Raw genomic sequence first — 13,549 nt, forward strand, 5'->3', positions numbered from 1 at the left:
AAACAGGAGAAAATACTATGAAACGTTTAATAACTTTATTCTTTATATTTATTTTTGCAATTATTTTTACTATATCTTGCTCAACAAAAACAGATACACAGAATGCCGCAGAAACTTCAGCATCAACAGATAATTCTCTACAAAAAATAAAAGAGCGCGGAAAACTTGTATTAGGTTTAGACGACACTTTTGCCCCTATGGGTTTTAGAGATGAAGAGGGAAACATAGTTGGTTTTGATATAGACTTAGCTAAGGAGGTAGCTAACCGCCTCGGGGTGGAGTTGGTAGCTAAACCTATAGATTGGTCTAGCGTTGTATTGAGCTTAAAAAAAGGTGATGTTGATGTGGTATGGAATGGGTTTGCTATTAGTGAAAGCAGAAAAGAGCAAGTTAATTTCTCTAAACCATATCTTAATAACAGACTTATGATAGTTAAATATGCAGGAAGAGATGATATTAAAACTAAAGATGATTTAAAAGGAAAAGTATTAGGTGTTCAAACAGGAAGCAGCAATTATGAATCATTAGAAGCTGACCCTATAAGCAAAGAAACTAAAGAGATTAGACAGTATGATGTTTATGCTAATGCTTTTTTAGATTTAGAGGCTCAAAGAATTGATGCTGTAATAGTTGATGAAATAGTAGCTCGTTATTATATATCTAAAGAAAATGCTAATTTTGAGATATTAGAAGAATACCCTATTACATCTAAATATTTCGGAGTGGGAGTAAAAAAAGAAAATATGGCATTATTGAATGCTATTGATAAAACTTTAGATGAGATGAGAGCCGATGGAAAGGCTTCAGAAATAGCTACTAAATGGTTTGGTAAAGATGTATTTATAAAAGGATAATTAATTTAATAGGGATATAATAGTCAAATTAAAAATAAATAGGAGTTAAAAAATGAATAATAACTTTTACATGGTTGAATTATTAAAAGAATATCATCATTAGTTAATAATTTATAACATTTTTACACTATATATTATTAATTATAAAAAACTTTATTAAACAAATTTTATTAAACAAATTAAAAACAGGAGAAAAACAATGAAACGTATAATAACTTTATTCTTTATATTTATTTTTGCTATATCTTGCTCAACAAAAACAGATACACAAAATACAGGAGAAGCAGATAATTCTCTACAAAAAGTAAAAGAAGCAGGTAAATTAGTATTAGGTTTAGATGATGCCTTTGCACCTATGAGTTTTATAGATGAAAATGAAGAGATTGTTGGCTTTGATATTGATTTAGCTAAGGAGGTTACTAAGATTATGGGGGTAGAGTTAGAAACTAAGCCAGTAGATTGGGCTAGTTCTATATTGAGCTTAAAAAAAGGAGATATTGATGTAATATGGAGCGGATTTGCTGTTAATGAAAGCAGAAAAAAACAAGTTAATTTTTCTAAACCATATCTTTATAATAGACTTATGGTAGCAATATATGCAGGCAGAGATGATATTAAAAGCAAAGAGGATTTAAAGGGAAAAGTAGTAGGAGTACAAACAGGAAGCAGTAATTATGAAATATTATTAAATGACCCTATAAGCAAAGAACTTAAAGAGATTAGACAGTATGATACTTATGTTAATGCTTTTTTAGATTTAGAGGCTCAAAGAATAGATGCTGTAGTAGCAGGCGAGACAACAATTCGTTATTATATAGCTAAAGAAAATGCTAATTTTGAGTTATTAGAAGAGGAACCTCTTACATCTCAATATGTTAGCGTTGGTCTTAGAAAAGGAGATATGGAATTATTGAATGCTATTGATAGTGCTTTAGATACTATTAGAACAAATGGAAAAGCTTCAGAAATAGCTACTAAATGGTTCGGTCAAGATATAATTGTAAGAGTAGATTAATAAAAAATTAGAACAGAGGTTTTATACCTCTGTTCTAAAAAAATTAATTTATATAATAAAACGATATATCAATTATGGAAAAAAGTAAGAAGTATTCCTACTGTAATAGCACCAGAAATTATACCAGAAATATTAACAGCCATAGCATGAAGCAGCAAACAGTTAGAAGAGCTATTTTCCTGTCCATATATATGAGCACCCCAAGCAGGCACTGGGAAAGCACTAAGTCCAGCTGAACCTATTATAGGATTAACCTTTCCGCCTGTAAGTACATTGATAATCTTAGCAACTAAAACACCTATTATAGTATTTAATATTAATGATATAAAGCCAAATACAAATATTAATATAGTGCTTATAGATATAAAATTATCAGCAGAAGCAGATGAACCTATAGCTATACCAATAAGCATAGTAAGAATACCTGTTAAAGATTTTTGTATTGTAACTGAAAAATTCTTAATAATATCAGATTCTCTTAAAATACTTCCAAAAAGAAGTGCCGCTATAAGCGGGAATGAATTAGCTAAAAATATACCGCAAAGAGCCATAGCAATTACGGCAAATATAATCTTTTCTCCCCTTGAAACATGTCTTAAATATGACATAGATATAGTTCTTTCTTTTTTTGTAGTTAAAAACTTAGTAACGCCAATCTGCAATATAGGTAAAAGCTCCATATAAAGATATGATGCCATCACAATAGGAGCAAAATATCTAGCATCAGTTACTAAAGCAGTCATATACATAGCTAAAGAACCATCAGCAGCCCCTATAATAGAAGCAGCAGCAGCCACATCAGAGCCAATTAAATTGCTAATCATAAAAAATACAACAAATATACCAATCTGCGAACTAGCCCCTATAAAAAAGTTTTTAGGGTCAGCAAGAACTAGACCTAAATCTATCATAGTTCCAACAGCGAAAAATACAAGCACAGAATAAACCCCGCTACTAGCCCCATTATATATCATACCCAAAAAACCAGTTATAACATCTTCAGTTATTTTTGGCAAAGGCATATTAGCAGCTAGTATTGCAACGCCCATAGGCAAAAGAAGTAAAGGTTTCTTATTATAATATATAGACATATAAATTAAATAAGCACCTATCAATATCATTATTATCTGCGAAAAAGACGGCGGATAAAAACCTGCAAATAAATAGTTAAAATCCAACCCTAAAGAATTATTCATATTCACCTCTCGAAATTATATCACTTAATTTGCAATATCACTTGACCTTCTACAACAGATGAACCTTTTTCAACATGTATAGATATAACCTCTCCAGAAGCAGGAGCTGTAAGTTCATTTTCCATCTTCATAGCTTCTAATACAGCAACAACCTGACCCTCTGTTACCTTATCTCCTATAGCAACATTAAATGATAATATAGTGCCGGGCATAGTAGCTTTTACTGATATAGCATTCTCATCTATAGCAGCAGCTTTTGGAGCAGCAGGTGCTGGTGCTGTACTTGGTGCAGAAGCTTTTGTATTAGCTGCCTGATTATTTACAACATTATTAACAGCAGCAGATAAAACTTTATTTGAAGCAACAGATTCATTTCTTATCTCCTCAACAGATACATCATAACTTTTTCCATTAACAGTTACTTTATAATTTTTAATCATCATTTATCTCCTAAATTATTTTTTTATTTTCTCTTGTTTTATTTTATTTTATTCTGTCAGCCATACCCCATACAGGAGTTTTAGACTCTTTTATTGAAGTTATTACAAATTTAGAATTACCGCTATAAGCAGTGATACAAGCAGTGATAGCCGCTACAAGCTCACTGTCATCTAATAAATCCTCTTCTTTAGTTTTACTCTCTTCTACAACCTTGCTAATCTCTTCTTCTTTCTTTATGTTTCTAGGCTTAAAAATGATACCTAAAACTAAAGCCAAAACATAGAAAACTAAAGCAACAATTAAAACAGATATTATACCAAATATTGTAATAGCAGCATTATGATCCATAATTTTTTACTCCTTTATTTATTAGAATTACAATACAAAAATCACAAAGGTATATTACCATGTTTGCGAGGAAGTCTAGTTTCTCTTTTGCTTACCAATAAATGAAGTGCATTAATGAGATAGCTTCTAGTATATTCTGGCTCTATTACATCATCAACATATCCTCTAACAGCAGCTCTGTAAGGATTAGCAAACTCTTTTTTGTATTCTTCTATCTTTTCAGCTCTCATTTTCTTAGGGTCTTCAGCTTTGTCTATTTCTTTTTTAAATATAATGTTCGCTGCACCGTCAGGACCCATAACAGCAATCTCAGCAGAAGGCCAAGCATAAACCATATCAGCACCCAAATGCTTAGAACACATAGCTATATAAGCTCCTCCATAAGACTTTCTTATAATAAGAGTAATCTTTGGAGCAGTAGCCTCAGAATAAGCATATAAAAGTTTAGCACCATGTCTAATAACTCCATTATGCTCCTGACCTACACCGGGTAAATATCCTGCAGTATCAACCAATGTAACCAAAGGAATATTAAAACTATCACAGAAACGAATGAAACGAGCAGCCTTGTCAGCAGCATTAATATCAAGTACGCCTGCCATAGAATTAGGCTGATTAGCTATTATACCAACAGATTTTCCGTCAAGACGAGCAAAACATATCACTATATTAGTAGCAAATAAAGGCTGAAGCTCAAAGAACTCTCCATTATCAACTACTCTTTTTATAATCTCTTTTATATCATAAGGTTTATTAGGACTGTCTGGTAGTATGTTTGATAATTCTTCATCATTTCTATTAGGGTCATCATTAGTATTTTCTAAAGGAACATCTTCCAAATTATTTTGAGGTATATAAGAAAGTAATTTTTTAACACCTTCTAAAGTAGAAATCTCATCTGGGAACATTAAAGAAGCAACACCAGAAGTTTTGCTATGAACAAAAGCTCCTCCAAGCTCTTCTGCAGAAACCTGTTCACCTGTTACAGCCTTTACAACCTGAGGACCAGTAATAAACATATTAGCAGTCTTATCAGTCATAAGTATAAAGTCCATCAAAGCAGGAGAATAAACAGCACCGCCCGCACAAGGTCCCATTATTACACATATTTGAGGTATAACTCCAGAAGCCTGTACATTTCTATAGAAAATATCTCCATAGCCTCTTAATGAATCAATACCTTCTTGTATTCTAGCTCCGCCTGAATCATTAATACCAATACAAGGGCATCCCAATTTAATTGCCATATCTTGTACTTTACAAATTTTAGCAGCATGCATTTGACCTAATGAACCGCCTATCACAGTAAAATCTTGAGCATATACACATACTTGTCTCCCGTTAATTTTACCATATCCTGTAACTACACCTTCGCCTGCTACTTTATTTTTTTCCATACCAAAATCACTGCATCTATGTTCTATAAAAGCATCAATCTCGCAGAATGTGCCTTCATCTAAAAGATGCAATATACGTTCTCTCGCTGTTAATTTACCCTTAGCATGACGTTCTTCTATTTTTTCTTTACCGCCAGCTTCTTCTATCTTTTCTTTTCTTTTCTTAAGTTCATTTATTTTTTCTTGCATATTTGAAACCTTTTATTTGTATTATTTAATTGTGTTTTTATTAAAAGTTAATTCTGCTAAATTAAAACATATAACTAATTAGTATTTATTGCAATCATATTTTATCATTTTTGTATATTTTAACAAATTAGTCGAAAGTTTAATTTTTAATTGCAGTAAAAAATATAACAAATATCGTCAAAATTATAAAAATCAGTAAAATTAAAATGGTGTGATAAAAATTAATATAATAAAATCATTAATAAGTATATAGAAATTTAGTATAACTAGCACTTTTTGGTTCTTTTTGCGGCTGGAAAAAGAACAATAAAAAAAATCACAAAACTCAATTTATTACATATTATATTCTAAATTATTTATAAAGAACTTTCATCAACCTCTGTTGCCTGAAGGCGTGTTTTTAATTTGTCTATAACGTTGCCTTCTACTGCCTTTTGGAATTGTATTGCTACATCTTTATTTTTGGTAAATCTTGGTATCGCACTTGCTATTAAAGCTGATATTCTTTTATCAGATTGGACCATATCATAAATATGCTCTGGAATGGCCACTATTAATGTAGCACCTTTGCTTTCTATTGGGTTTCCTTGCGATAACAAAGAATATATTGTTGGGCTTTCTGTTTCAACATATGAAAGTATTTTGTTGTAGAATATATGCCTTTTATCATTTGGGCTAAGAGGCACATCATATGCTGGTTTAGGAGCGTTATTATTTTCTTTAGGTTTTGCAATATTATCGTTATTAAGTCCATAATCTTCATTAGCGTCAGAAACAGCCTGAACATTGTTTGAAGATATAATGTCCACAGGGCGAATTAAATTATCTGTATCAAGAAGCAAAAGCATACGCATCTCAAATATCACTCTCGCATTAGAAGCATTTCTTATACGCTCTTCTACATTTAATATATAATCAAGAATACGCTCAATTTCATCATCGCTATAATTGTTGGCAAAAGTCTTTAAATCATCTCTCTCATTTTCTGTTATCTCTAATAATTTAATATCATCAATACCGCTCTTTATCATTAGCACAACACGCATATAATCAATTAAATTATTAATAAATGTTCTCGGATCAACAGACTCTTCAAACAGCTTTTTAACAAATTGAAAATAAATTTTTTTGTCTTTTGAAATCATTACATCAAAAAACTCTTTAACAAAAGAAAAATTATTACCACCAACCACAGCTATAACATCAGCACTAGTAATATGTTTCTTGTCTGCAGTATAGGCTATCATCTTCTCTAATATTGTTTCACTATCACGAACAGAACCCCTAGCCTGCTTTGCTATCAAAAATATAGCCTCATCATCATAAGCAATATTTTCTTTGTCTAATATACTTTTAAGAATCTTCTCTAAATCTTCTATACCCAAAGACTTAAAAATATACTGCTGACAGCGGCTTCTAATTGTTGGGAGTACCCTATCTGCTTCAGTGGTAGCAAGAATAAACACAACATGAGCAGGAGGCTCTTCTAATGTTTTAAGTAAAGCATTAAAAGCTTCGTTTGTAATCTGATGAACCTCATCTATAATATATACTTTATACTTACCAGCAACAGGTGATATGCGCACATTTTCTATTATTGTTCTTATGTTTTCTATACCTCTGTTGCTAGCACCGTCTATTTCAATAACATCTAAAGGAGTGCCGTTTTCTATTTGCGTACAAGAAGGGCAAACTCCGCAAGGTTTATCTGTGGGACCATTAACACAGTTTAAGGCTTTAGCTATAATTCTTGCAAGAGATGTCTTACCAACCCCATGAGCCCCAGAAAAAAGATAGGCATGTGCTATTTTTTTTTGTGCTATACTTTTAGATATTGTTTTGGTAATATGTTCCTGCCCTATTACCTCTTCAAAAGTTTGAGGACGATATTTTCTTGCTATTACTTTATAGTTTTCTGCCATGTTAGTAGTATTCCATTATATTATTTATGCTTTATTTAAAATTATTTTAACAGACTATATTTATTTGTCAATTTTTATTTATGCCCAAGCCATTTACATTCTGTTATATGCATATCTGAAAATACTGCTCTAAAAGATGAAGCTCCAGGACTGCAAGCATATATTCCAAAAGGTATTTCTTCATCTGCTTTAAACAAATGAAATATACGCATCTGATGATAATCTTTATTGTCTAAACTATATTCAATATAAAAATCTTTTTCTCTTCTGCTTAATCTAAACCATATATCTTTTATAGACGCATCTATATCTGTAGTAGCCCAATCAGAATATCCATTATTTGTAACAACACTTCCCAAACGCTGATAATTTTCATTCTCATATTCTACAGAAGCCTTAAACCAATTTTCACTGTCTATATATATTGCAACTCCTGCTTGATCAAAAAGATGATTAGTTTCAAATTTTACGTTTACCACAAAAGAAAAATATTTATCACTTGTTTTTGTTTGAAGTACAGGAGAATTATCATTTTGAAAGCCATAATATGTTCTCTGCCAAAGGTCTGTATTAGGCTCTGTATATATTTCTATCTTTTCATCATCAATTGATACTTTATTTGGTTTTCTAATCCAAAATAATTCTTCTTTTAAAAAACTTTTCATTTTATAATTCCTTTTATAAAAAATATATCATAATTTTATATCATTTAATTATAAATTCAAATAAATTATTTTAGCCCCAGAGCCTCCTAATTCCCTTGGAGCATCTGCAGCATATTTTATATATGGCTTACCCTCTGTGAGAATATAGTATTCGATCGTGTTTTTTAATACAGGAACATTATTTTCGCTTCCAAAACCTTTGCCATGTATTATAAGTATTGGGCTTATTTTATTTTTTCTACATTCACCTATAAAATGTTTTACTTCAATTAAAGCTCTATTAGCAGTAAACCCGTGCAAATCTATTTTTTCTTTTGGAACTACATTTTTTAAATTCGGCTTAAATTTGATATTCTTTTTTGGAAGCTCTTTTTTTGAATGATTAGTACAATCAAGATTTTCAACAGTATTTATAAATAAAAGTCTATCTTCTTCACTTATAATATATTCTTTGCTATTATCTTGCGGCTTTTCTTTATCTTTTTTTCTATTTATTGAATGATTAGAAGTATTTTCTTTTTTATTACTTACATTTTCTATCGTTTTATTTTCTTCACAACTTTCTTCATAATCTGGAGGAAAATATCCATGCTCTAGATAAAATTTAAATAGCGTCTCATTATCATATTTTCTAGACATGATACTAAAACCTCATGAGTTTAATAGTTTCAAAAACTCCGAATTATCTTTAGTATTTTTCATTTTAGCTATCATTTTTTCAATAAAGTCGTATTCATCAATATTAATACCTTGACCTTGAACGCTTCTAACAAGATTCATCTTAGCAAGCTCTTCCTCATTAAGAAGTAAATCATCTCTTCTAGTAGAAGAAGAATCAATATCAATAGCAGGGAATATTCTTCTATTAGCAAACTTCCTCTCTAAATGAAGCTCCATATTACCAGTACCCTTAAACTCCTCATAAATATAATCATCCATCTTACTTCCAGTATCAACTAAAGCAGAAGCGATTATTGTAAGAGAACCGCCCTCTTCTATATTACGAGCAGCACCGAAGAATTTTTTAGGTTTATGAAGTGCATTAGAATCCACACCTCCTGTTAATACCTTACCGCTTGCAGGAACAACTAAGTTATAAGCTCTTGAAAGTCTTGTTATAGAATCTAATATAATTACAACATCATGCTTATTTTCAACTAATCTCTTAGCCTTCTCTAATACCATCTCTGAAACTTGACAATGCTTTTCTGGAAGTTCATCAAAAGTAGAAGCAATAACCTCAGCCTCTGGAACTTGTCTTTTCATGTCAGTAACCTCTTCAGGACGTTCATCTATAAGAAGTATGAATAATTTTATATCAGGATAATTTCTGCATATAGCATTAGCAATCTCTTGAAGCATCATAGTTTTACCAGCTTTAGGAGGTGCTACTATTAAGCCCCTTTGACCTTTACCTATAGGAGATACTAAGTTTATAATACGAGTAGAAATTTTATTTGGAGCATACTCTAAATTAATTCTTTCATTAGGAAATATTGGGGTTAATTTATCAAATAGAGGTCTTCTGTGTAAATTGTCAGGCTTCTCACCATTAACAGACTCTATTCTAAGCAAAGCAAAAAACTTCTCGCCTGCATTATCTTTAGGAGGTCTCACCTCTCCGCTAATAACGTCCCCTGTTCTAAGTCCGAAAAGTCTAATTTGTGCAGGAGAAATATATATGTCATCAGAACCTACTAAATAATTTGTGTTTTTAGAACGTAAGAAACCAAATCCGTCTTGCAAAGTTTCTAATGTACCCTCAGCAACAACCTTACCTTCTAAGTTAATATGAGATTTTACTATTAGATGCATTAATTCTTGTCTTCTTAAATTAGAATTAGTATCTTTTTTAATGCCATAGTTCTCAGCAAAATCTATTAACTCATCAAAAGTTAGAACGCTTAATTGACTAATATAAAGTACATCAAAAGGTCTTTGAATTTTATTATTCTCTTCTTTATTATTTTCATCATTATCATTAACAGCAGGAATTTCTTCTTTTTCTTCTTCCTGAGTCTTAGCAACTACCTTTCTAACAACTTTTCTTACTTTTCTCACCTTTTTCAAAGGCACAACATTTTCATCATTAGAAAACTCTAAATTGTTATCTTCAGACATAAGTAACCCCCATAAACCTTATATGTAAGTTATAGTCATTAGAAACTATAACCAACACATAAAATTTACTTTTGTTTATATATAATTAGATTAATAAATGATTTATTATTATTTTAAATTATCAATAATTATTTTTTATTTTGCTTCAGTTTTATTAGCAGATGAGCTATCAGAATCGCATAACATTACAATACACATATCAGCTCCGTCACCAAATCTTTTATATGATAAGATTTTTCTTACAAATCCGCCATTTTTATTAGCATACTTAGGAGCAATGTCTTTAAAAAGTTTAGCTAGTATTGCTTTATCTTTTACATATTTAGAAACCAATCTTCTATTATGAACATTATCAACTTTAGCTCTATAAATTAATTTATCAGCTAATTGTTTTAAAGCTCTACCTTTCTCTTTAGTAGTTTCAATTTTCTCATATTTGAAAAGAGAAGTTATCATATTGTTAAACATAGCCTTTTTGTGGGCAGTAGTTTTATTAAATTTTTTAACAGTAACTCTATGTCTCATACATTATCCTTAATTTTATTAGCCTCTCATACCAAGATGAGCATTATATTCTGCAAGCTTTTCTTTAATTTCTTCTATAATCATTTCATTAGCACCATTTAATCTTAACAAATCAGCATCAGTTTTAAGAGCAACTTTATCTAAAGTTTTAAGATCAGAAGATATTAAGAAATTAGCAGTTCTAACAGAAAACTCAACTTCCTCAACATGTTTATCTTTTAAAGAATCAAGTACAGAATCTTTAGGAGTTTCTTCTATTTTTTCATCATCTCCATTAGCCTCTTCAGGAAGCATAAAAGGAGTAAGATTATCTCTAAGTAATTTAGCTGCCCAAGATAGAGCTTTTTCAGGGGCAATATTACCTTTAGTTTCTATTTCTAAAGTAAGCTTACCATAATAATTTATACGCTGACCCACTCTAACATCATCAACAGCAAATTTCACATTTACTATAGGAGAATATATAGCATCTATAGCTATAGCATTCACATCTTCAAGCAACTCCATATTTACTTCAGCAGGCACATAATTATAACCTGATTCTATCTGAACATCCATTTCAAAAGTATAACCTTCAGCTATAGTAGCAATATGATGTTCCGGATTAAATACATTTACATCAGCATCAGCAACAGCAAAGTCACCAGCAGTAACTGTACAAGGACCTTCTTTTTTTATATGTATAGTTTTAGCATCAACATTCTCTGGAAGAGCTACCACAACATTTTTAAGATGCATAATCATCACTATTGTGTCTTCTTTCATACCGGGAACATTTTCAAACTCATTAGTAACGCCATCTATTTTGATAGCAGTAATAGCATATCCAGGTATAGATGATAATAATACTCTTCTTAGAGCATTTCCAATAGTAGTGGCATATCCTCTCTCAAAAGGCTGTGCTACAAATTTACCATAATTAGGAGTTAAATCTCTAGCTTCAAATGTAACTCTATGCGGATGTCTAATAGATTCTAATATTTCTTTTAATGCCATTCTTTCAATACCCCTTATCAAAGAGTTCCATTACTTAGAATAATACTCAATAATGAGCTGTTCGTTAATAGGATACTCTATATGCTCTCTTATTGGTAATGTTACTATCTCACCTTGTTTAGCAGATAAATCTAAACTCAACCAAGCAGGAACATATTCACTTTTTAAACCATCAAGAATTTCTTTCACCTGTGAAATAGCATTTCCTCTCTGAGAGAAAGAAACCTTATCTCCAACTTTCATACTATAAGAAGGTACAGACATAGTTTTTCCATTAACATTAATAAAACCATGTTGTACAAATTGTCTAGCCTGAGCTCTGCTTCTAGCAAGACCAAGTCTATAAACTACGTTATCAAGACGAAGCTCTAATAATCTAAGCAAGTTTTCACCTGTAACCCCTGCTACACGGTTTGCTTCATGGTAGTAGTTTCTGAATTGTTTTTCTAAAACGCCGTAAATACGTTTAACTTTTTGTTTTTCTCTCATCTGAATACCGTATTCTGATAATTGTTTCATTTTACGGTTAGTAGGACCCGGAACTTCTCTCTTTTTTGTTATAGCACATTTAGCCGTAAGACATCTGTCGCCTTTAAGCATAAGTTTCATTTTTTCACGACGGCATAATCTGCAACTTGCATCTCTATATCTAGCCATAATTATTTATCTCCCAATTAATTATATTCTTCTTCTTTTTTGAGGACGGCAACCATTATGAGGCATTGGTGTAACATCCTTAATAAGTTTTACTTTTAATCCTGCAGCTTCTACTGCTCTGATTGAGCTTTCTCTACCCATACCAGGACCTTTTACATAAACTTCTACTTCTCTTACACCCATCTCATAAGCTTTTTTAGATGCCTTCTCACTAGCAACCTGTGCAGCAAATGGAGTAGATTTCTTACTACTTTTATATTCTCCATCTAAACCTGCACTAGCCCAAGATAAAGTATCACCGTTTCTATCAGTGATAGTAACTATTGTATTATTAAAGCTAGCTTTTATATGCACTATACCAAAAGCTTCTACTTTTCTATCTTTTTTTATTTTTTTATCTTTTAGTGTTTTTTTACCTTTTTGAGTAGCCACTATTCTCCCCCATTAGTTATTTTTACTTCTTACCTGGTGCTTTTTTCTTACCAGCTATAGCTTTTCTAGCTCCGCCGCCTCTAGCGTTACGAGAGTTAGTTCTTGTTCTTTGTCCGCGTACTGGAAGTCTTTTTATATGACGCATTCCACGATATGAGTGAATATCTTTTAAACGTTTAATATTATTAAAAAGCTCTGTACGCAAATCTCCTTCCACTTTAGTTGTTGCTTCTATTGCATCTCTTAAAGCTGTAATTTGAGCATCTGTAAGGTCTTTAGCTTTTATAGAATAATCTATATTAGCCTTATCACAAATTACATGTGCTAAAGTACGTCCTATACCATATATATCTGTTAGGGCGATTTCTATTCTTTTATTATTTCTTATTTCAACACCCATTAAACGTGCCATACTAATTATCTCCTTAAATTAATTACTTCTGTTTTTGTTTATGTCTTGGGTTTTTCTTACATATGACTCTAACTACGCCTTTTCTTCTTACTATTTGACAGTCATTACAACGTTTTTTTACCGAACTTTTTACTTTCATATTAAATGTTCTCCATTATTTTACTTATAACGATAAATTATTCTACCCTTTGTTAAATCGTAGGGCGACATTTCTATAGTTACTTTATCTCCGGGAAGTATACGAATAAAGTTCATACGCATCTTTCCAGAAATATGTGCCAATATCTTATGACCATTCTCTAACTCTACTCTAAAAGTAGCATTAGGAAGAGGCTCTACTACTGTACCTTCTACCTCTATATTTTCTTTTTCTGCCATA

At 31.2% G+C, this 13,549-nt stretch carries 17 protein-coding genes; 2 read left to right on the forward strand and 15 right to left on the reverse strand.

Annotated elements, in window-relative coordinates; genetic code table 11:
- The first annotated feature begins 17 nt into the window (after positions 1-17).
- Positions 18-854 (forward strand): amino acid ABC transporter substrate-binding protein, encoded by an 837-nt coding sequence (locus GQX97_RS11275; RefSeq protein WP_157152052.1) that lies wholly within the window; start codon positions 18-20, stop codon positions 852-854.
- Between the two features lie 199 nt (positions 855-1,053).
- Entirely contained in the window at positions 1,054-1,869 is an 816-nt protein-coding gene (locus GQX97_RS11280) for an amino acid ABC transporter substrate-binding protein (RefSeq protein WP_157152053.1), read from the forward strand.
- A 68-nt stretch (positions 1,870-1,937) separates the two neighbouring features.
- On the opposite strand, the gene GQX97_RS11285 is transcribed toward GQX97_RS11280, so the two are convergent.
- The 15 genes from GQX97_RS11285 to infA form a co-directional block, all read right to left on the reverse strand.
- Positions 1,938-3,065, reverse strand: a complete 1,128-nt coding sequence (locus GQX97_RS11285; RefSeq protein WP_157152054.1) for a sodium ion-translocating decarboxylase subunit beta — start codon at positions 3,063-3,065, stop codon at positions 1,938-1,940.
- Between the two features lie 20 nt (positions 3,066-3,085).
- The gene (locus GQX97_RS11290; RefSeq protein WP_157152185.1) at positions 3,086-3,505 is read right to left on the reverse strand and encodes a biotin/lipoyl-containing protein; all 420 of its coding nucleotides are present in this window, start codon (positions 3,503-3,505) and stop codon (positions 3,086-3,088) included.
- A 43-nt stretch (positions 3,506-3,548) separates the two neighbouring features.
- Entirely contained in the window at positions 3,549-3,854 is a 306-nt protein-coding gene (locus GQX97_RS11295) for an OadG family protein (RefSeq protein WP_147732355.1), read from the reverse strand.
- A 41-nt stretch (positions 3,855-3,895) separates the two neighbouring features.
- On the reverse strand, positions 3,896-5,440 hold the full coding sequence (locus GQX97_RS11300) for an acyl-CoA carboxylase subunit beta (RefSeq protein ID WP_157152055.1): 1,545 nt from the start codon (positions 5,438-5,440) through the stop codon (positions 3,896-3,898).
- A 356-nt stretch (positions 5,441-5,796) separates the two neighbouring features.
- Positions 5,797-7,362, reverse strand: coding sequence for a DNA polymerase III subunit gamma/tau (gene dnaX / locus GQX97_RS11305; RefSeq protein ID WP_157152056.1), 1,566 nt, complete (start codon positions 7,360-7,362; stop codon positions 5,797-5,799).
- A gap of 74 nt (positions 7,363-7,436) precedes the next feature.
- Positions 7,437-8,027 carry a DUF1349 domain-containing protein gene (locus GQX97_RS11310; RefSeq protein WP_157152057.1) on the reverse strand — a complete coding sequence of 197 codons (591 nt, stop codon included), beginning with the start codon at positions 8,025-8,027 and terminating at the stop codon, positions 7,437-7,439.
- Positions 8,028-8,075: 48 nt separating this feature from the next.
- Positions 8,076-8,666 (reverse strand): Smr/MutS family protein, encoded by a 591-nt coding sequence (locus GQX97_RS11315; protein ID WP_157152058.1) that lies wholly within the window; start codon positions 8,664-8,666, stop codon positions 8,076-8,078.
- Positions 8,667-8,678: 12 nt separating this feature from the next.
- On the reverse strand, positions 8,679-10,148 hold the full coding sequence (gene rho / locus GQX97_RS11320; RefSeq protein WP_157152059.1) for a transcription termination factor Rho: 1,470 nt from the start codon (positions 10,146-10,148) through the stop codon (positions 8,679-8,681).
- Between the two features lie 135 nt (positions 10,149-10,283).
- On the reverse strand, positions 10,284-10,673 hold the full coding sequence (gene rplQ / locus GQX97_RS11325; RefSeq protein ID WP_157152060.1) for a 50S ribosomal protein L17: 390 nt from the start codon (positions 10,671-10,673) through the stop codon (positions 10,284-10,286).
- 18 nt (positions 10,674-10,691) lie between these two features.
- Positions 10,692-11,669: a DNA-directed RNA polymerase subunit alpha gene (locus GQX97_RS11330; RefSeq protein WP_157152061.1), complete on the reverse strand. Its 978-nt coding sequence runs from the start codon at positions 11,667-11,669 to the stop codon at positions 10,692-10,694.
- A 30-nt stretch (positions 11,670-11,699) separates the two neighbouring features.
- Complete coding sequence (gene rpsD, locus GQX97_RS11335; RefSeq protein WP_157152062.1) at positions 11,700-12,326, reverse strand: 30S ribosomal protein S4; 627 nt, start codon at positions 12,324-12,326, stop codon at positions 11,700-11,702.
- A gap of 21 nt (positions 12,327-12,347) precedes the next feature.
- Positions 12,348-12,758, reverse strand: a complete 411-nt coding sequence (rpsK, locus tag GQX97_RS11340; protein ID WP_013243948.1) for a 30S ribosomal protein S11 — start codon at positions 12,756-12,758, stop codon at positions 12,348-12,350.
- A 22-nt stretch (positions 12,759-12,780) separates the two neighbouring features.
- Entirely contained in the window at positions 12,781-13,170 is a 390-nt protein-coding gene (gene rpsM, locus GQX97_RS11345; protein ID WP_013243949.1) for a 30S ribosomal protein S13, read from the reverse strand.
- A 22-nt stretch (positions 13,171-13,192) separates the two neighbouring features.
- Positions 13,193-13,309, reverse strand: a complete 117-nt coding sequence (gene rpmJ / locus GQX97_RS11350) for a 50S ribosomal protein L36 (protein ID WP_014933892.1) — start codon at positions 13,307-13,309, stop codon at positions 13,193-13,195.
- 20 nt (positions 13,310-13,329) lie between these two features.
- On the reverse strand, positions 13,330-13,548 hold the full coding sequence (gene infA / locus GQX97_RS11355; protein ID WP_013243950.1) for a translation initiation factor IF-1: 219 nt from the start codon (positions 13,546-13,548) through the stop codon (positions 13,330-13,332).
- Between the last annotated feature and the right edge of the window lies 1 nt (position 13,549).

Source organism: Brachyspira sp. SAP_772, from assembly GCF_009755885.1.
In the GTDB taxonomy this organism is placed as follows: Bacteria; Spirochaetota; Brachyspiria; order Brachyspirales; family Brachyspiraceae; genus Brachyspira.

Bases quoted from the DNA above. Each gene is read 5' to 3' on its own strand.
- GQX97_RS11275 (WP_157152052.1), top strand. From the start codon at position 18: ATGAAACGTTTAATAACTTTATTCTTTATATTTATTTTTGCAATTATT.
- rpmJ (WP_014933892.1), bottom strand. From the start codon at position 13,309: ATGAAAGTAAAAAGTTCGGTAAAAAAACGTTGTAATGACTGTCAAATA.
- GQX97_RS11290 (WP_157152185.1), bottom strand. From the start codon at position 3,505: ATGATTAAAAATTATAAAGTAACTGTTAATGGAAAAAGTTATGATGTA.
- GQX97_RS11285 (WP_157152054.1), bottom strand. From the start codon at position 3,065: ATGAATAATTCTTTAGGGTTGGATTTTAACTATTTATTTGCAGGTTTT.
- GQX97_RS11315 (WP_157152058.1), bottom strand. From the start codon at position 8,666: ATGTCTAGAAAATATGATAATGAGACGCTATTTAAATTTTATCTAGAG.
- rho (WP_157152059.1), bottom strand. From the start codon at position 10,148: ATGTCTGAAGATAACAATTTAGAGTTTTCTAATGATGAAAATGTTGTG.
- GQX97_RS11280 (WP_157152053.1), top strand. From the start codon at position 1,054: ATGAAACGTATAATAACTTTATTCTTTATATTTATTTTTGCTATATCT.
- infA (WP_013243950.1), bottom strand. From the start codon at position 13,548: ATGGCAGAAAAAGAAAATATAGAGGTAGAAGGTACAGTAGTAGAGCCT.
- GQX97_RS11295 (WP_147732355.1), bottom strand. From the start codon at position 3,854: ATGGATCATAATGCTGCTATTACAATATTTGGTATAATATCTGTTTTA.
- rplQ (WP_157152060.1), bottom strand. From the start codon at position 10,673: ATGAGACATAGAGTTACTGTTAAAAAATTTAATAAAACTACTGCCCAC.
- rpsD (WP_157152062.1), bottom strand. From the start codon at position 12,326: ATGGCTAGATATAGAGATGCAAGTTGCAGATTATGCCGTCGTGAAAAA.
- rpsM (WP_013243949.1), bottom strand. From the start codon at position 13,170: ATGGCACGTTTAATGGGTGTTGAAATAAGAAATAATAAAAGAATAGAA.
- dnaX (WP_157152056.1), bottom strand. From the start codon at position 7,362: ATGGCAGAAAACTATAAAGTAATAGCAAGAAAATATCGTCCTCAAACT.
- GQX97_RS11330 (WP_157152061.1), bottom strand. From the start codon at position 11,669: ATGGCATTAAAAGAAATATTAGAATCTATTAGACATCCGCATAGAGTT.
- GQX97_RS11300 (WP_157152055.1), bottom strand. From the start codon at position 5,440: ATGCAAGAAAAAATAAATGAACTTAAGAAAAGAAAAGAAAAGATAGAA.
- GQX97_RS11310 (WP_157152057.1), bottom strand. From the start codon at position 8,027: ATGAAAAGTTTTTTAAAAGAAGAATTATTTTGGATTAGAAAACCAAAT.